General features: G+C 59.4%; 23 protein-coding genes. 1 reads left to right on the top strand and 22 read right to left on the bottom strand.

Features of this window, described 5'->3' with window-relative positions:
• From cmk to aspS, 22 genes are all read right to left on the bottom strand, one after another.
• Positions 1-672 carry a (d)CMP kinase gene (cmk, locus tag C8D82_RS13455; RefSeq protein WP_116884809.1) on the bottom strand — a complete coding sequence of 224 codons (672 nt, stop codon included), beginning with the start codon at positions 670-672 and terminating at the stop codon, positions 1-3.
• A 317-nt stretch (positions 673-989) separates the two neighbouring features.
• Complete coding sequence (gene secY, locus C8D82_RS13450) at positions 990-2,375, bottom strand: preprotein translocase subunit SecY (RefSeq protein WP_116884808.1); 1,386 nt, start codon at positions 2,373-2,375, stop codon at positions 990-992.
• A 23-nt stretch (positions 2,376-2,398) separates the two neighbouring features.
• Complete coding sequence (rplO, locus tag C8D82_RS13445) at positions 2,399-2,845, bottom strand: 50S ribosomal protein L15 (protein WP_116884807.1); 447 nt, start codon at positions 2,843-2,845, stop codon at positions 2,399-2,401.
• 23 nt (positions 2,846-2,868) lie between these two features.
• Entirely contained in the window at positions 2,869-3,414 is a 546-nt protein-coding gene (gene rpsE, locus C8D82_RS13440; RefSeq protein WP_116884806.1) for a 30S ribosomal protein S5, read from the bottom strand.
• A gap of 11 nt (positions 3,415-3,425) precedes the next feature.
• On the bottom strand, positions 3,426-3,788 hold the full coding sequence (gene rplR / locus C8D82_RS13435) for a 50S ribosomal protein L18 (RefSeq protein ID WP_116884805.1): 363 nt from the start codon (positions 3,786-3,788) through the stop codon (positions 3,426-3,428).
• A gap of 24 nt (positions 3,789-3,812) precedes the next feature.
• A complete protein-coding gene (gene rplF, locus C8D82_RS13430) occupies positions 3,813-4,346 on the bottom strand; it encodes a 50S ribosomal protein L6 (RefSeq protein ID WP_116884804.1) in 534 nt (177 codons plus the stop codon).
• Between the two features lie 24 nt (positions 4,347-4,370).
• Positions 4,371-4,766, bottom strand: coding sequence for a 30S ribosomal protein S8 (gene rpsH / locus C8D82_RS13425; protein ID WP_116884803.1), 396 nt, complete (start codon positions 4,764-4,766; stop codon positions 4,371-4,373).
• A 16-nt stretch (positions 4,767-4,782) separates the two neighbouring features.
• Positions 4,783-4,968, bottom strand: coding sequence for a type Z 30S ribosomal protein S14 (locus tag C8D82_RS13420; RefSeq protein WP_106053737.1), 186 nt, complete (start codon positions 4,966-4,968; stop codon positions 4,783-4,785).
• 15 nt (positions 4,969-4,983) lie between these two features.
• Complete coding sequence (rplE, locus tag C8D82_RS13415; protein WP_116884802.1) at positions 4,984-5,520, bottom strand: 50S ribosomal protein L5; 537 nt, start codon at positions 5,518-5,520, stop codon at positions 4,984-4,986.
• A gap of 1 nt (position 5,521) precedes the next feature.
• Positions 5,522-5,779: a KOW motif-containing protein gene (locus tag C8D82_RS13410; protein WP_116884801.1), complete on the bottom strand. Its 258-nt coding sequence runs from the start codon at positions 5,777-5,779 to the stop codon at positions 5,522-5,524.
• A 1-nt stretch (position 5,780) separates the two neighbouring features.
• Positions 5,781-6,146, bottom strand: a complete 366-nt coding sequence (gene rplN / locus C8D82_RS13405; RefSeq protein ID WP_116884800.1) for a 50S ribosomal protein L14 — start codon at positions 6,144-6,146, stop codon at positions 5,781-5,783.
• A 20-nt stretch (positions 6,147-6,166) separates the two neighbouring features.
• Positions 6,167-6,445 (bottom strand): 30S ribosomal protein S17, encoded by a 279-nt coding sequence (rpsQ, locus tag C8D82_RS13400; protein WP_116884799.1) that lies wholly within the window; start codon positions 6,443-6,445, stop codon positions 6,167-6,169.
• Positions 6,445-6,648 (bottom strand): 50S ribosomal protein L29, encoded by a 204-nt coding sequence (gene rpmC, locus C8D82_RS13395; RefSeq protein ID WP_116884798.1) that lies wholly within the window; start codon positions 6,646-6,648, stop codon positions 6,445-6,447. The genes rpsQ and rpmC overlap by 1 nt, the downstream gene beginning before the upstream one ends.
• A 9-nt stretch (positions 6,649-6,657) precedes the next feature.
• Entirely contained in the window at positions 6,658-7,071 is a 414-nt protein-coding gene (gene rplP, locus C8D82_RS13390; RefSeq protein WP_116884797.1) for a 50S ribosomal protein L16, read from the bottom strand.
• On the bottom strand, positions 7,019-7,726 hold the full coding sequence (rpsC, locus tag C8D82_RS13385) for a 30S ribosomal protein S3 (RefSeq protein WP_116884796.1): 708 nt from the start codon (positions 7,724-7,726) through the stop codon (positions 7,019-7,021). The genes rplP and rpsC overlap by 53 nt, the downstream gene beginning before the upstream one ends.
• Before the next feature lie 16 nt (positions 7,727-7,742).
• The gene (gene rplV / locus C8D82_RS13380; protein ID WP_116884795.1) at positions 7,743-8,078 is read right to left on the bottom strand and encodes a 50S ribosomal protein L22; all 336 of its coding nucleotides are present in this window, start codon (positions 8,076-8,078) and stop codon (positions 7,743-7,745) included.
• 23 nt (positions 8,079-8,101) lie between these two features.
• Positions 8,102-8,917 (bottom strand): hypothetical protein, encoded by an 816-nt coding sequence (locus tag C8D82_RS13375; protein ID WP_133245200.1) that lies wholly within the window; start codon positions 8,915-8,917, stop codon positions 8,102-8,104.
• 120 nt (positions 8,918-9,037) lie between these two features.
• Positions 9,038-9,772 carry an NAD-dependent epimerase/dehydratase family protein gene (locus C8D82_RS13370; protein ID WP_116884793.1) on the bottom strand — a complete coding sequence of 245 codons (735 nt, stop codon included), beginning with the start codon at positions 9,770-9,772 and terminating at the stop codon, positions 9,038-9,040.
• Positions 9,769-10,473 (bottom strand): DUF3047 domain-containing protein, encoded by a 705-nt coding sequence (locus tag C8D82_RS13365; protein ID WP_116884792.1) that lies wholly within the window; start codon positions 10,471-10,473, stop codon positions 9,769-9,771. The genes C8D82_RS13370 and C8D82_RS13365 overlap by 4 nt, the downstream gene beginning before the upstream one ends.
• A complete protein-coding gene (locus tag C8D82_RS13360) occupies positions 10,470-11,063 on the bottom strand; it encodes a lytic transglycosylase domain-containing protein (protein WP_116884791.1) in 594 nt (197 codons plus the stop codon). Before C8D82_RS13360 ends, C8D82_RS13365 begins: the two co-directional genes overlap by 4 nt.
• A gap of 7 nt (positions 11,064-11,070) precedes the next feature.
• Positions 11,071-12,060 (bottom strand): hypothetical protein, encoded by a 990-nt coding sequence (locus C8D82_RS13355; RefSeq protein ID WP_116884790.1) that lies wholly within the window; start codon positions 12,058-12,060, stop codon positions 11,071-11,073.
• 20 nt (positions 12,061-12,080) lie between these two features.
• Positions 12,081-13,880, bottom strand: a complete 1,800-nt coding sequence (gene aspS, locus C8D82_RS13350; RefSeq protein WP_116884789.1) for an aspartate--tRNA ligase — start codon at positions 13,878-13,880, stop codon at positions 12,081-12,083.
• Between the two features lie 107 nt (positions 13,881-13,987).
• Between aspS and C8D82_RS13345 the strand changes: the two genes are divergently transcribed.
• Positions 13,988-14,641, top strand: coding sequence for a hypothetical protein (locus C8D82_RS13345; protein WP_116884788.1), 654 nt, complete (start codon positions 13,988-13,990; stop codon positions 14,639-14,641).
• Positions 14,642-15,155: the final 514 nt, after the last annotated feature.

Below are 15,155 nucleotides of genomic sequence, written 5' to 3'. Positions count from 1 at the left end.
TCACTTCTCCTCCGTCCCGGCCTGAACCTTCTTGACTATGTAATCCACCACCTCGCCGACGGCGAAGCCGGTGGTATCGATCAATTCCGCATCGGGAGCGGGCTTCAGCGGCGCGATCCTGCGCTCCGAATCCTGCCTGTCCCGCTCCGCGATCGCCTTCGCGACCTCCGCCAGCGTCGCCCCGTCCGTCACCTCGCCGGACTGCGCCAGACGCCGCCGCGCCCGCTCCTCCGGCGTCGCGGTGATGAAAAACTTGTAACGGGCGTCCGGAAAGATCACCGTTCCAATATCCCGTCCCTCCATCACGATCAGCTTCTCCCCGGCAAAGGAACGCTGCACGCCGAGCAGGTAATCGCGCACCGCCAGCTGTGTCGCGACCAAGCTCGCCCCCGAAGCGGTCTCCGCGCTGCGCAGTTCAGCGCCGGGAAGGGAACCGTCCAGTTTCAGCTCATACCTGCCGTTCTGATCCGGCACGTATTCCAGCTTCAAAGTGTTCAGGAACTCCGGCGAAAGCGCCCCCATCTCCTGCCCGGCCCGCCGCGCCGCCAGCGCGACCGCCCGGTACAAACTGCCGGTATTCACATACGCAATATTCAGCCGCTCGGCCAGGAGCCGCGCCGCCGTACTCTTCCCGGAAGCCGCCGGGCCGTCGATCGCTATCACATTACTCATAACCTACTCCGCCTTCCGGGATTTGCCTCCGGCGGCCCGGGGCGCTTCGCCCCCGGGACCCCAGACCGGCAAGATGCCGGCGCCGGGTGCGGTTTTGAATACTTTGCAACGCAAAAAATTCAAAACCGGATATCTTTTTTACATCTCAGCAGACAAAAATGAAGCGCCTGCCGCACCTTGTTTATCCACATCGGCCGGTGGGTCGTTTTTTCAATCAACCACCCGCCGGATTCCATCAAAATCAAAAGGACTGGTTCGACTAGCCTGACTAGTCGGACCAGTCCGACAGAAACAATCTATTTGCGCGTTCCGGAAGCTCAGTTGCCGCCGCGGCTGCGCAGCCGTCCGCTCTTCAGGAATCCCTCGTAATGGCGCATCGTCAGATGCGATTCCAGCTGGCTCATGGTGTCGAGCACCACGCCGACCATAATCAGCAGCGAAGTACCGCCGAAGAACTGGGCCACCATAAACGGAATCTTGAAGTTGCTGTACAGAAACATCGGGAACAGCGCCAGCGCCATCAGGAAGACGGCTCCGCCCGCGGTCACGCGCGTCATCGCACTGTCGAGGAAGTCCGCCGTCGGCTGTCCGGGGCTGATGCCCGGGATGTACGCGCCTTCCTTTTTCAGGTTGTCCGCAATCTGGATCGGGTTGAACTGATTCGCGACCCAGAAGAAGCTGAACGCCAGAATCAGCAGGCCGTAAACGACCATGTACCCCACGCCGTCCTGACGGAAGGTCATCGCCAGCGTCATCCAGATCGAACTCGCATCCGGTTTGGCCGCCATGTACTGGAACAGATATTCCGGCAGCATCAGGATCGCACCCGCGAAAATGATCGGCATCACGTTCGCGAAGTTCACCTTCAGCGGCATGTAGGTCGAACCGCCCATCATCTGCTTGCCCACCGTCTTGCGGATCATCTGGATCGGCACCCGGCGGTAGCCCTGCGAAAGCAGGATCGTCGCCGCGGTGACCACGCAGAAGACCACCAGCAGCAACAGCAACTGGACCGGCCGGAACGTCGTGCCGTCCGGGGTCTGCCCTTTCATGGCCATGTCGATCAGTTCGATCACGGAGTGAGGCAGACGCGACACGATGTTGATCGTGATGATCAGCGATACGCCGTTGCCGATGCCGCGCTCGGTGATCTGCTCGCCGAGCCAGGTGAAAACCATCGTCGTGCAGGTGATCACCAGCACCGTGATCGGAATGAATACCGACCGGCTGCCGATGAAAAGCTGCTCCGACGGCGCAGGCAACCCGAGTTTGCTCGGATTGACCATCGCGATCGCGACCATGGTTCCCTGAATCAGGCAGACCAGAATCGTCAGATAACGGGTGTACTGGGTGATCTTCTGGCGGCCGGTTTCCCCCTCACGCTGCATTTTCTCCAGCGTGGGAACCACCGGCACCAGAAGCTGTACGATAATCGAGGCGGTGATGTACGGCATGATCCCCAGCGCTCCCAGGGCGAAGTGCGCCAGGGCGCCGCCCGAAAACAGGTCGATCAGGGCCATAAACCCACCGCTGGAACTGCTGCCGGCACTGACCTCGGAAATGAATTTTTCCAGCGCCGCCGGATCCACTCCGGGGCACGGGATGTTGCTCGCGAACCGCACCAGCACGATAATCAGCGCCGTGAACAGCAGGCGATTACGCAACTCTTTAACCTTCAATGTATTCAAGAATGCCGTCAACATTTATTCCCGTACTCCCGGTTTGGTTATTCCGTCACTTCGACTTTACCGCCGACAGCTTCGATCTTGGCCTTGGCCGCCGCCGAGAACTTGTCGGCCTTGACGGTCAGAGCCTTGGTGATCTCGCCGTTGGCCAGGATCTTGATCATCCGTTCGGTCTTGCCGAGCAGGTTCTTGGCGCGAAGCGATTCCGCATCGACCACGTCGCCCGCCGCGAAGTTGTCTTCCAGGATGTTCAGGTTGACCAGAGTGTACTCGATATGGTCCGGGCTGTTGAAGCCGCGCTTCGGCAGGCGGCGGAACAGCGGAATCTGACCGCCTTCGAAGAAGGGGCGGATCGACGAACCGGTACGGGACTTCTGGCCCTTTTCGCCGCGCCCGGCGGTCTTGCCGAGCCCGGAGCTGTCGCCGCGGCCCACGCGCTTGCGGCGCTTGCGGGAACCGGCGTTGGGACTAAGTTCATGCAGTTTCATAATCCAATATTCCCAATTAAGAATTAGTTGTTTTCAACCGCCGGAGCTTCCGGAGCGGCCTGCGCCGTCTTGGGAAGCGCGATGCCGCGGCGGGCGAACACCTCGTCACGGGTCGACAGCTGCGAAATCGCCTTGAAGGTGGCCTTGGCCACGTTCGCGGCATTTGACGCGCCGAGCGACTTCGCCAGCACGTCTTCGACGCCGGCGAGTTCGAGGATCGCGCGCACCGCGCCGCCGGCGATCAGACCGGTACCGGCGGAAGCCGGACGCAGCAGCACGCGGGCGCCGCCGAACTTCACTTCGACTTCATGCGGCAGGGTCTGGCCGTGCATCGGCACGGTCACCAGATTGCGACGGGCAGCTTCGCCGCCCTTGCGGATCGCATCCGACACTTCGTTGGCCTTGCCGTAGCCGTAACCGACCCGGCCCTTGCGGTCACCGACCACAACCAGGGCGCCGAAACTGAAGTTTTTGCCGCCCTTGACCACCTTGGCACTCCGGTTGATCGAAATCACGCTCTCGTCGAATTCGCTCTGCACCGGTTCATTGAAATTATCACGTTTAGCCATGAGACGCTCCCCTAGAACTTAAGTCCGTTTTCGCGGGCCGTTTCGGCGATCGCCTTCATCCGGCCGTGGTATTTGTAACCGCAACGGTCGAAGACGACTTCCGTAACATTGGCCGCTTTAGCCGCTTCCGCCGCCAGTTTGCCCAGCAGCACCGCGCCCGCCATATTCGGACGAGCATTTTCCGCCTTGAACTTCGGGTCCAGGCTGGAGGTCATCGCCAGAGTACGGCCGTTCACATCGTCGATAAACTGACAATAGATGTGATTGGTCGTAATGCTGACACAGAATCTCGGGCGCTCAGCCGTGCCGGAAATCTTTTTACGGATTCTCGCATGACGACGCGCACGTTGAACTTTCTTATCGATAACAGCCATTTTATCAGCTCCTTACGCCCGGGATTAACCCACGGACTTGCCTTCTTTGAGGATGATGCGCTCATCGACGTAACGGATGCCCTTGCCTTTATACGGCTCCGGCGGACGGAAACGACGGATCTGCGCGGCGGTTTCGCCGACCAGCTGCTTATCGCTGCCCTCGATCACAATCTTGTTATCCGGGGTTACCGTCAACTTGATGCCGGCCGGGACTTCGTAGACGATCGGGTGGGAGAAGCCGAGCGCAAGATTGAGCTTGCTGCCCGCCAGCGTGGCCTTGTAGCCTACGCCGACGATCGCGAGTTCCTTCTTGAAGCCTTCCGAAACGCCGACGATCATGTTGTGGATCAGACTGCGGGTCAGACCCTGCATCGCGCTCGCCTTGCGATCCTCGGAAGCCTCGGTCACATGCACCTGATTGTCCTTGACTTCAACCGCGACCAACGGGGGCATCGGCAGCGTCAGCTTGCTCTTGCCTTCGACCGTGATCCCGGTCTTGTCGACTGCGACCTTCACGCCGGAAGGAATGTCGACCGGTTTATTGCCTATACGAGACATATTGAATAGTTCCTAACTTAAAAATTACCAGACGTAGCAGAGAATTTCGCCGCCGACGTTCTCCTTGACCGCCCGGCGACCGCTCATGATGCCCTTCGGAGTGGTCAGCACGACAGTGCCCAGACCGTTGCGGACGCGGGGAATCTCCCGGCTTCCGCAATAAATCCGGCAGGACGGCTTGCTGACGCGCTCGATACCCTCGATCACGCTCGCGCCGTTCACATACTTGAGTTCAATGACCAATTCGCGCTTCACGCCGTCTTCGGCCACCGCATAGTCGGTGATGTAGCCTTCCGTCTTCAGAACGTCGGCAATCGCGACCTTCTCCTTCGAACTCGGCATCGAAACCTTCTTCAGGTTTGCGGATCCCGCGTTGCGCAGGCGGGTAAGCATATCAGCAATCGGATCTTGCATGCTCATTGTAGAGAATCCTTTCTTACCAGCTGGCCTTGGTCACACCCGGAATCTGGCCCTTGGAAGCCAGTTCGCGGAAACAGATACGGCAGAGCTGGAACTTGCCGATGTACGCCCGCGGACGTCCGCAGGCCTTACAACGGGTATAATTGCGAACCGGGAACTTGCTCCCCCGCTCCGCCTTCACCATCAAACTGAGTTTCGCCATGATGCAATCCTTCCTTTATTCCTCGAACGGAACTTCCATCTTCTTCAGAAGAAGACGCGCCGCATCATCCGTCTTCGCCGTCGTGACCAACGTAATGTTCACGCCGAGCGGATACTTCAGCTTGTCGGCATCGACTTCGGTGAAGACCGATACATCGCTGATCCCGAGGTTGTAGTTGCCCACACCGTCGAAACCAGTCTTCGGAATTCCGCGGAAGTCACGCACACGCGGCAGCGCATTGTGCACGAAACGATCCAGGAACTCATACATCCGGCTGCCCCGGAGGGTAACCATCACACCGACCGGCATGCCGACACGCAGCTTGAAGTTGGAAACGTTCTTGCGCGCCTTGGTGATCACCGGCTCCTGACCGGTCATCGCGCCGATATGCTTCTTCGCTTCGGTGAACGCGTCACGCTCCGCATCGGAACCGATACCGGTGGAAATCACGATCTTCTCAAGCTTCGGAATCTGCATGACGTTCTTCAGGCCAAGCTCGGCCTGGAGCGCCTTGCGGACTTCTTCCACATATTTTTTCTTCATATCAGGCATTTTACTTCTCCGACTTTTCCGAGGCAACCGGATTGACGTTGGAGACATGCACTGAAACCGAACGCTCGACCAGGCCGCCGTTCGGATTGAGCTTGCTCTTCTTGATCGTCCGCTTGCCGATCTCGCGATCTTTCTTGGAGGTGAACTCAAGCACCACGCGGTCCTTGTTCGTCAGAACCGCCAGAATGGTCGCTTCTTCGCCCTTGTAGTTGCCGGCGTTAACCAGAACCTTGTCGCCTTTTTTGACATGATATTTCATATTAAAGCACCTCCGGCGCCAGCGAGATGATCTTCATGAAATCCTTCTCGCGCAATTCACGCGCCACCGGCCCGAAAATACGGGTACCGACCGGGTTTTTGTCCTTATCGATCAGGACCGCCGCGTTCTCGTCGAACTTCAGATAGGAACCGTCCGGACGACGGATCTTCGCCGCAGTACGCACGATGACCGCCTTCACGACCTGCCCCTTCTTGACCGAACCATCCGGAATCGCTTCCTGCACGGCGCAACTGATGATATCGCCGATCCCGGCGATCTTCTTGCCCTGTCCCAGAACCGTCATCGTCAGAAGCGACTTGGCTCCGGAATTGTCGGCAACCTCCAGAATACTCTGCATTTGAATCATGATGAATATCTCCTGAAGGGTTATTCCTGCGCCGCACGGCTGATGATTTCGACCAGACGCCACCGCTTGCTGCGGCTCAGCGGACGGGTTTCCACGATCCGGACGGTGTCGCCCTTCTTCGCTTCGTTCTTCTCATCATGGGCGGTAAACTTTTTCCGAACCTTGACAATCTTCTGGTACAACGGGTGCGGGGTGCGACGGTCGACCTTCACGACGATCGTCTTGTCCTGCACATCGCTGACCACAACGCCGACGCGTTCCTTGCGATTGCCACGAACTTCAACAATAGCTTCACTCATTACTTCACCTCGGCTTTGGCCGCACGGGCAGTCTGCTCGGTATAGACACGCGCAATGTCGCGACGGATCTGCCGGACGCGAGCGGTCTTTTCCAGCTGACCGGTACGGGACTGAATCTTGAGGTTCAACTTCTCCCGCTGCAGGTCGGCGACCTTGGTCACCAGCTCGGCATCGGTCAATTCACGAATTTCCTTGCTCTTCATCGGACCACCTTACGCTTCCCGTGACAAGAACTTGCAGCGCAAGCAAAGCTTGTTCGCCGCACGACTCATGGCTTCCTTCGCCACCGCTTCGCTGCAACCGGACACTTCAAACAGCACCCGGCCCGGCAGAACCGGAGCAACCCAGCCTTCGACCGCACCTTTTCCCTTACCCATACGGACTTCCAACGGCTTCTTCGTGAAGGAGCGGAAGGGGAACAGACGGATCCATACTTTGCCGCGACGCTTCAGATGACGGTTGATCGCAACACGCGCAGCTTCAATCTGGTTATTGGTAACGTACCCGCGGGTCAGCGCCTGCAACGCGAAATCGCCAAAATCAATCTTATTATTGGTAGTGGCGAGGCCGGCGTTACTTCCGCGCTGAACCTTTCTGTACTTTACTCTTTTTGGCATTAACGGCATAATCTTGTTCCTCCGTAGAGTCTTTGTGACAAATCCAAACCTTGACGCCGATCGTTCCGGCCGTCGTATTCGCTTCGGTGAAGCCGTAATCGATGTTCGCCTTCAGCGTATGAAGCGGCACACGGCCTTCCTTGTACTGTTCTTCGCGAGCCAGTTCCGCTCCGCCGAGACGCCCGGCGCAGTTGATCTTGATCCCGTCCGCGCCCATATCCATCGCGGTCTGGATCGCGCGCTTCATCGCACGCCGGAAGCCGATGCGGCGCTCCAGCTGCTGCGCGATGTTCTCGGAAACGAGCTGCGCGTTGGTCTCCGCACGCCGCACTTCGGCGATCTCAATGAAAACTTCCTTGCCGGCAGTCAGCTTGGCGACCTGCGCCTTCATCGACTCCAGCTCCGCACCCTTCTTGCCGATCAGCAGTCCCGGACGGGCCGAGCAGATGGTCACGCGGACACGGTTGGCGAAACGCTCGATCTGAATCCGGGCGATCGCCGCCTGGGCGAACTTTTCCTTGATGAACTTGCGGATCGCGAGGTCTTCCTGCAGCCACTCGCCAAACAGCGTCTTACCGCCGGATTTCTTGTCTGCAAACCAGCGGGATTCCCAATTCTTGGTCAGGGCCGTTCTCAATCCGATCGGATTAACTTTTTGTCCCACGATTCAATCCCCTATTCTAGTTCATATCCGTCAAAATAACTTCCAGATGGCTGGTCCGCTTGCGGATCCGGCCGGCCGAGCCGCGCGCTTTCGCACGAAAACGCTTGATGATCGGACCCGGGCTGACGAGGGCGGCCTTGACCACCAGCGCCTTGCGGCTCACGTTCTCATTGTTTTCAGCATTGGCCACGGCGGAGCGCAGCGTATCGCCCAGCAGACTGGCCGCCTTGCGGGGGCTCAGTTCGACGATCGCGAGCGCTTCAACTGCGGACTTACCCTGGATCAGACGCGACACATGCCGCGCCTTTTCCGGCGATATCCGCACATTCCTTGTCAAAGCTCTTACTTCCATAATCTGGTTCTCGAGTTTTCCTGTTAATTAGATGTTCGAACCGGCACCACCGTTCCCGATGTATCCGATTCTCTGGATTCTCCCGCCACAGCCTCCATTCCCGGAGCGAGGTCGCCGATCGTGCCCTTGACAACTTCAGCCGCCGCGGCGTATGGTCTTACACTGACCACCCTGAGCTGAATTTGCCGGTCCTTCCCAACCCGGTAGATCATCCCGGCGAAAGCACCTTTCACCGAACCCACCGAAAGCACCACAATTGACAGTTCCCGATTCACCGCAAGGATGCGACACGTTCGCAGCGCGTCAATCCCCTTCGCCACGGTTTCACCGGATTCCGTCAAGGCGATAAAGCGGCGCGCATCCTTTGAAAGCCCGTCCAGCTGAAGCTGGATCTCCGCCTGCCGAACCTTCCCGATCGGCAGCTCCTTCAAAAGCTGCTGCACCTGTTCGCAGAATGAGACGGCGCTGAGGGCGAGCGCACTGCCGTCTTTTGAAACTTCCCCCATCGCCTGCAGCAGCCGTTCTTCCCGCCGGCCGGATTTTCGCACTGCCCCCTCTGCCGGGACTCCGGCCAGCCACAACTGCAACTGACGATAGTTCGCATTCTGCTTTGCAAACTTTTCCTTGATCTCAAACAACTCGGCCCGCAGCTCCGCCTTCTCCTCGCGCAACGATTCGTTTTCGAGTTCCAGGCGCTTTACCGCTTCCGCCGCCAGCCCCGTCTCCTCGCGCAACCGCGTCAACTCTCTAAGTCGTTGAGCATCCGCCGACCTGATCGTAACCGTTACACCGGAGTCGCCGCCACCGCCGTGACCACCCTCAAGGGCGTGAAGCACCATAGGTGCACACACCATGAGAGTTATTAAAATAACGTCATATATCGCATTTAGCAAGCGAAAATTATGAAAAAAGCGCAATTTTATCATTATCTTCCGCCGTTAAACCCCTTTTATCACCATTCAACACTCTTTTTCCGGATAACTCAGCCATGTCCGGTACAGCAAAACACCGAACCGGTCCTCCGGCTCCGGCCGCTTCCCGGCCGCAAAGCCGGTCACGCGGGCCGCGATACCGGCGACCTCCACGTCGAATTCCGGAACGATCTCCACCGGATTTCCCGGAAAATCTCCGGCTGCCAGCTCGAACAGCCGCCGGACCAGGCCGTCAATGTAAATCAGTTTCACCCGGCCCGCGTCGGAGTGAACGGTCAGCCGGCGCCCCCGCCGGGAGTCGGCGCAGAACGTGGCGACCACCGAATTGTAATGCGGTTTCCCGCCCGGCCCGAACACATTCGGCATCAGCACGCCGACGTTCTCGAATCCCAGCTCCCGCGCCGCCCGGTCCAGCCGGTCGCGGCCGTCCCGCTTCGAAGCATGGTATTTCGTCTGCTTCGCCTCATGCGTGGTGGAGCCGAACAGAATCCGGGGCTTGACTCCGGCAAAACGCACCGCCAGAATCAGATGCTCCAGAAGCTCCATATTGATCCGGTAAAGCTGCTGCGGCTCATCGCTGCGGCTCACCCCGGCCAGATGCACGATCGCCTCGCATCCGGCCACCACTGAGCTCAAATGCCGCTCCTCGAAATGCTCGCGCACGATGCGGACAGCTTCGAAACCCGGCTGCGCATCGATATAATCCGCGAGATGGCCGCCGATGAAACCGGCGGCGCCGGTCACTCCGATCTTCCGGATCACTTCTTCTCCTCCTGCGGTTCGGGGCGGGGCACGAACTCCACGAAGTCGATTTCGGCCCGCGTCTGCGAACCGGAATACTGGCTGTTCGCACCGAAGCTGAGGATAAAATACTCGTTCGGCTCCTTGCCGAACGCATCGATGTAATCCTGGATCACGTCGCGCTCCTCGACCACCCACTCCCCTTCGGCCGTCTCACGGTTGCGCACACAGAAAAACTTGACGGTCATCATGCCGCCGACATAACTCAGGATGCCGCATTTGCCCAGCTCGGTGTTCCGCTCCCAGCGATACCCGATGCTGCGCTGCTTCAACAGCGTGCCGTCTCCAAAGTAGAGCACCACCGCCTGATCGTCCGGCTCCTTTGCACCAGGTTTAAGGCCGACGGGGCGAATCACCCGCCAACGCCAACGCAGGATCGGGCGCTTCTTCAAATCGACTTTCGGCGCCGACATCAGCACGCCGGTCGCTTTCGGAGCCTCGACCACCAGCACCTTGCCGTCCGAAGCGGTCGGCTCATCCGCGATGTAAAACTTCGTCTTGGGAACCAGGAAGCGGGTTCCCTCCAGGCGCGTCTCCTTTTCCAAGACTCCCGGATCATCGAACTGGTTGATCCAGATTGCATCCGGCGCGGGCGCCGTTTCGTCCGCAGCCAGCGGCAGCCAGACCGCCAAAGCCAGCAACACCGGCCATACTCTGATCATTTCATACTCTCCCGATATTTCCGGTAACGCTTCATAATGCGCGTCACATACTGCCGGGTGCTCCCGATTCCGATCCGGTCGACCACCGTGCCGTCCGGCGAGGCTGGCTTCCAGCGGTCGGCGCGGCTCTCCCCGGCATTGTACTGCGCCAACGCCAGCTCCGTCTGCGCCCGGTAGCCGCTCCAGCGGCGCATGCCGCGCGCCAGATACCAGCAGCCGATCTCCAGATTCAGCACCGGATCGCACAACTGCGATGCACCGGGCCTCTTCACGCGCCGGTTCCGCGCCCAGTCCGCAACCGCCCCTTCCGGCAGCACCTGCATCAAACCGACTTCGCCTTTTCCGCCGCGAATAAAAGGATCAAAACGGCTCTCCTGAAACACCACGGCCCGTACCAGCGCCGGTTCCAGACCGTACCGTTTGGCGGCCAGCCGGATTTCACGCGCGAACTTCGTATCGTCGACCATCCAGTCGCGCATATCGTCGCGGCGGCAGTAGGCGACCAGCACCAGCCCCATCACCACCAGCGCGGCGAGCCGCACCAGATATCCGATCAACTTCGGAACAGTTGTCCGTTTCCGCGCCGGCACGATCGCACTACCGGTTCCGCTGGTCCGCCGGAACCGGGTCGGGCGGCATCATCCTGCGCTCCGCCTCCCGTTTCAGGTAGCGGCCGATCGAGGAAGTCAGCTCTTCCGAAAGCTTCAGCTCCGCATAGACCTTTTTGCCGTCGACCCGGCTTTTCAGCGAATTCACCACCTGCCCGCCGAGCGCCGGCTCCGCGGCGAACAGCAGATTGGCCGCCATCGCCAGATAACCGGGCAGCGACGCATTCAGCAGCGCGGCACTCTGTTCGTTGCGGCAGGTTCCGGTTGCGGAGAGCGTCAGCGCCCCGCCGTGTTCCCCACCGGAAGCGATTTCCCAGACCACCCGGCGCAGATCACGGAAAAAAACCTGAAACAGCGAGGCTTTCCGTTTGTTGCCGGCGGTCAGGGAACGGACATTCAAAAAGCCCCAGATCACCGGATTGCCCGCCGGGGCCTCCACCGCCGCCAGCCGGATCGCGGAATCCGTTTTCAGCCCCTCCAGAAAATGCGCGAGATAAGGTTCTTCCGTCGCCAGAACCGAGTCGGCATCGAGATAGCAGAGCGCCAGTTTGATCCGGTCCTCCGGAACCGAGCGGTCGGCGGTCACATAGTGGATTTTACGCTCCCCCGCCGTCGCGGCGGAGTAGCGGTTGCCCGCCAGAGGCGCAAGCGAAGCCTCAAGTTTCGCTTCGGGAACTCCCGTTTCGACAAGCATGCCCCGCAGGCGCTTGCCGCCGCCGACAAACAGCAACTGCCGGCAGTCCTCCAGCTTCAGGTTATAAGTGTTTTCAAACTCGGCGAGCCGGGAAGCCACATCCTCGTTCGATTCGAGAGCTGCCCGGAGACCGGGCACCTCCCGCAGGCGCTCCAGATTGACCGACACCAGATATTCGGTTCCGGCCGGAACGAATTTCAGCAGTTCCGGGGCCGCCGCCCGAAGCGAAGCTCCGGCGACAGCCAGCATCAGCAGTATGCCCGTCCGTAAAATCCAATATCGCATCAATCCGCATCCCTTCCGGGTCAGTTGGCCTCGGCGGCCGGTTTTTCCTGCTTTTTCGGCAGTTTGACTTCGATGTGAAGTTCGCGCAACTGCTTGATCGAAACCTCGGCCGGAGCGTTCATCATCAGGTCCTGCGCCTGCTGGTTGAATGGGAACGCGATCACTTCGCGGATGTTCGGCTCGTCCGCCAGCAGCATCACCATGCGGTCCACGCCCGGGGCAATGCCGCCGTGCGGAGGCGCACCCAGCTTGAACGCATTGATCATGCCGCCGAACTTGTCGTCGACCACGCTGCGGTCATAGCCGGCGATCTCAAACGCCTTGTACATCACTTCCGGCTGGTGGTTGCGGATCGCGCCGGAGGAGAGCTCGATGCCGTTGCAGACGATGTCGTACTGGTAGGCGAGAATATCGAGCGGATTTTTGTTCAGCAGCGCATCCATGCCGCCCTGCGGCATCGAAAACGGGTTGTGGCTGAACACGGTCGCACCGGTCTCCTCGTCCTCCTCGAACATCGGGAAATCCACGATCCAGCAGAACTTGAACACATTCGGGTCGATCAGTTCGAGCTGGCGGCCCAGCTCCGGGATCACCGCTCCGCCGATCTTCTGGACCAGCTTCTCCGCGTCGGCCAGGAAGAACAGCGCATCGCCGGTCTCCACTCCGCCCGCCGTCTTCAGCGCGGCCAGGATTTCAGGAGTCAGGAACTTCACAATCGGGCTCTTTTCACCCTCTTCGCTCCAGATGATATAGGCCATGCCCTTCGCGCCGTTTTCCTGCGCGAACTTGATCATGTCGTCGAAGAACTTGCGCGGTTTGCCCGCGACTTTCGGCGCCTTGATCGCCCGGACCACGCCGCCGTTGGCGACCACGCCCGCAAAGGCCTTGAAGCCGCAATCGCGGAACTGCTCGGAGACGTCGATCATCTCCAGCGGGTTGCGGAGGTCCGGCTTATCCGAACCGAACCGGCGCATCGCCTCGCGGTACGGAATCCGCGGGAACGGCGCATGGGTAAACTCCTTGGTCGAAAATTTGCCGAACACATCCTCAAGCAATCCCTCGATCACCGCGAAGATATCGTCCTGCTCCACAAAGCTCATCTCGACGTCGAGCTGGTAGAATTCGCCGGGGCTGCGGTCGGCGCGCGCATCCTCGTCGCGGAAGCACGGCGCAATCTGGAAATAGCGGTCGAAGCCCGCCACCATCAGCAACTGCTTGAACTGCTGCGGAGCCTGCGGCAGCGCGTAGAACTTGCCCGGATGCAGGCGGGACGGCACCAGATAGTCGCGGGCGCCTTCCGGGCTGCTCGCGGTCAGGATCGGAGTCTGGAACTCGTTGAAGCCGTTCGTGGTCATATAACGGCGCATCTCCGCGATCACCTGGCTGCGGAGCATGATGTTCCTGTGCAGTTCGTCGCGGCGCAGATCGAGGAAACGGTATTTCAGGCGCATCGCCTCGGGCGCGCCGTCGTCCTTCGCGATCAGAAACGGGATCACTTCGGCGTCGCCGAGAATCTCCATGTCGGTCGCCTTGATCTCAATCTCGCCGGTCGCAAGCTTCGGATTGACCGTGCTTTCGGAACGGGCGATCACTTCGCCGTCGAAACGCACCACCGTCTCCACCCGCCAGCGTTCCAGCGCCTGATAGAAGGCGCATTCCGGATCGATCACCACCTGCGTGATGCCGTAGTGGTCGCGCAGGTCGATGAAGATCACGCCGCCGTGATCGCGGACGCTGTGAATCCACCCGGAGAGGCGGACGGTCTCCCCAACGTTTGCCTTGCGGAGTTCGCCGCAGGTGTTGGTACGGTACTTGTTCATGACATTTCCCTTTGAATCTATTTGTAAAATTGGCGTAATAACCTTAATTTAAATAAATATAGCACGTCTTTGCCAATTTACTATATGCGGGAAGAGAGGTTTTTTCAATGAAGAAAAGCCGGTTTGCCAAAATTATCGGAATATTGCTGATTCTGTTCCTGTGCTACCTCGGAATCAGTCCGTTCATAGAACTGGCCGGCAAGCGGGCCGCCTCCGTCACCGCCGCGGCCCCGATCGCCTTTTACGTGGTGATCCGCATGGCAATGTTCGGCATCCTGGCCGCCGCCGTCTTCTGCCGGATCTTCCTGCCCGACATCGCCGACAGCATGGTCGATTTCCTGCTCTATCCCCGGAAACTGCTGAAGAAGCCCGCGCCGCTGATCTCCCCGGTTCAGGGACTAATCCGACAGGGAAAATATGAGCTTGCCCTCGCGCAGCTCGACCGACTGCTCGAAGAACGCCCGGATTGCGCGCTATTGTGGCTGACACGCTTCGAACTGCTCGCCGACTGTATGAAACAGCCCGCAGCAGCCATGCAGACCGCCGAAGCCTATTTCTCCCGGAACGGCCGGGAATTCGCTCCCCAGAATATGCAGCTCCTGATCCGTTACCGCGAGCTCACCCATCGGAGCGGCACCCTGCCGCTCTCCGATGCGATGATCGCAACAGAATTGAAAAAACATGCCCGGTGCTACTCCGGCCGCGAACGGCGGCAACTCCGGGAGCTGTTGCAGCAGTCGTCCGAGTCGGATATCGCGTAAAAAATTCCTAACACCGTCTGCAAGTTTCCGAACCGGGATTTCGCCTTCGGCGACCAAGGCGCTTCGCCCTTGGAACCCGACCGGCAAGGTGCCGGTGCCGAATACTTCAGAGCCGGGAAAGGCGTTTCGCCTTTCCCTCCGGATAGGGGAGGCTCTACTGTGGACAGGCAGGCGAGTACCTGAGCGGCACACCGCTCCGGTCGGCGCAAAGCCTGCTTTTTTGCAGGCTTTAGGCACTCCCTGCGCCTGCTGCCGCCGGAGGTCACGCGCGGAACCTCCAGATGCTGACCAGATAATAGAAAGATACCCTGATGGAGGCTGATAAGAACTCATCTGCCGATATACGCAAAGCGAGGTCAAGCAACAATACAATTGCCATATCACAGGCAAGCATATCTTTGAGTACGAGCCTTACTGAACCTTGCCTGTATTATGGGATAGGCAAGGCGAGATCAGGCAACAATGCAGTTGCCAACCCACAGGCAAGCATCTTGGAATACGAGCCTTACTGAAC

This window comes from Victivallis vadensis (assembly GCF_003096415.1).
Classification (GTDB): domain Bacteria; phylum Verrucomicrobiota; class Lentisphaeria; order Victivallales; family Victivallaceae; genus Victivallis; species Victivallis vadensis.
The sequence above is the reverse complement of the archived record's forward strand: the minus strand, read 5'-3'. Positions and strand labels throughout refer to the sequence as shown.

What these genes read in the sequence shown, in the direction of transcription:
- cmk (WP_116884809.1), bottom strand. Translation starts at nt 672, where the DNA reads ATGAGTAATGTGATAGCGATCGACGGCCCGGCGGCTTCCGGGAAGAGT.
- secY (WP_116884808.1), bottom strand. Translation starts at nt 2,375, where the DNA reads ATGTTGACGGCATTCTTGAATACATTGAAGGTTAAAGAGTTGCGTAAT.
- rplO (WP_116884807.1), bottom strand. Translation starts at nt 2,845, where the DNA reads ATGAAACTGCATGAACTTAGTCCCAACGCCGGTTCCCGCAAGCGCCGC.
- rpsE (WP_116884806.1), bottom strand. Translation starts at nt 3,414, where the DNA reads ATGGCTAAACGTGATAATTTCAATGAACCGGTGCAGAGCGAATTCGAC.
- rplR (WP_116884805.1), bottom strand. Translation starts at nt 3,788, where the DNA reads ATGGCTGTTATCGATAAGAAAGTTCAACGTGCGCGTCGTCATGCGAGA.
- rplF (WP_116884804.1), bottom strand. Translation starts at nt 4,346, where the DNA reads ATGTCTCGTATAGGCAATAAACCGGTCGACATTCCTTCCGGCGTGAAG.
- rpsH (WP_116884803.1), bottom strand. Translation starts at nt 4,766, where the DNA reads ATGAGCATGCAAGATCCGATTGCTGATATGCTTACCCGCCTGCGCAAC.
- C8D82_RS13420 (WP_106053737.1), bottom strand. Translation starts at nt 4,968, where the DNA reads ATGGCGAAACTCAGTTTGATGGTGAAGGCGGAGCGGGGGAGCAAGTTC.
- rplE (WP_116884802.1), bottom strand. Translation starts at nt 5,520, where the DNA reads ATGCCTGATATGAAGAAAAAATATGTGGAAGAAGTCCGCAAGGCGCTC.
- C8D82_RS13410 (WP_116884801.1), bottom strand. Translation starts at nt 5,779, where the DNA reads ATGAAATATCATGTCAAAAAAGGCGACAAGGTTCTGGTTAACGCCGGC.
- rplN (WP_116884800.1), bottom strand. Translation starts at nt 6,146, where the DNA reads ATGATTCAAATGCAGAGTATTCTGGAGGTTGCCGACAATTCCGGAGCC.
- rpsQ (WP_116884799.1), bottom strand. Translation starts at nt 6,445, where the DNA reads ATGAGTGAAGCTATTGTTGAAGTTCGTGGCAATCGCAAGGAACGCGTC.
- rpmC (WP_116884798.1), bottom strand. Translation starts at nt 6,648, where the DNA reads ATGAAGAGCAAGGAAATTCGTGAATTGACCGATGCCGAGCTGGTGACC.
- rplP (WP_116884797.1), bottom strand. Translation starts at nt 7,071, where the DNA reads ATGCCGTTAATGCCAAAAAGAGTAAAGTACAGAAAGGTTCAGCGCGGA.
- rplV (WP_116884795.1), bottom strand. Translation starts at nt 8,078, where the DNA reads ATGGAAGTAAGAGCTTTGACAAGGAATGTGCGGATATCGCCGGAAAAG.
- C8D82_RS13375 (WP_133245200.1), bottom strand. Translation starts at nt 8,917, where the DNA reads ATGGTGCTTCACGCCCTTGAGGGTGGTCACGGCGGTGGCGGCGACTCC.
- C8D82_RS13365 (WP_116884792.1), bottom strand. Translation starts at nt 10,473, where the DNA reads ATGATCAGAGTATGGCCGGTGTTGCTGGCTTTGGCGGTCTGGCTGCCG.
- C8D82_RS13355 (WP_116884790.1), bottom strand. Translation starts at nt 12,060, where the DNA reads ATGCGATATTGGATTTTACGGACGGGCATACTGCTGATGCTGGCTGTC.
- aspS (WP_116884789.1), bottom strand. Translation starts at nt 13,880, where the DNA reads ATGAACAAGTACCGTACCAACACCTGCGGCGAACTCCGCAAGGCAAAC.
- C8D82_RS13345 (WP_116884788.1), top strand. Translation starts at nt 13,988, where the DNA reads ATGAAGAAAAGCCGGTTTGCCAAAATTATCGGAATATTGCTGATTCTG.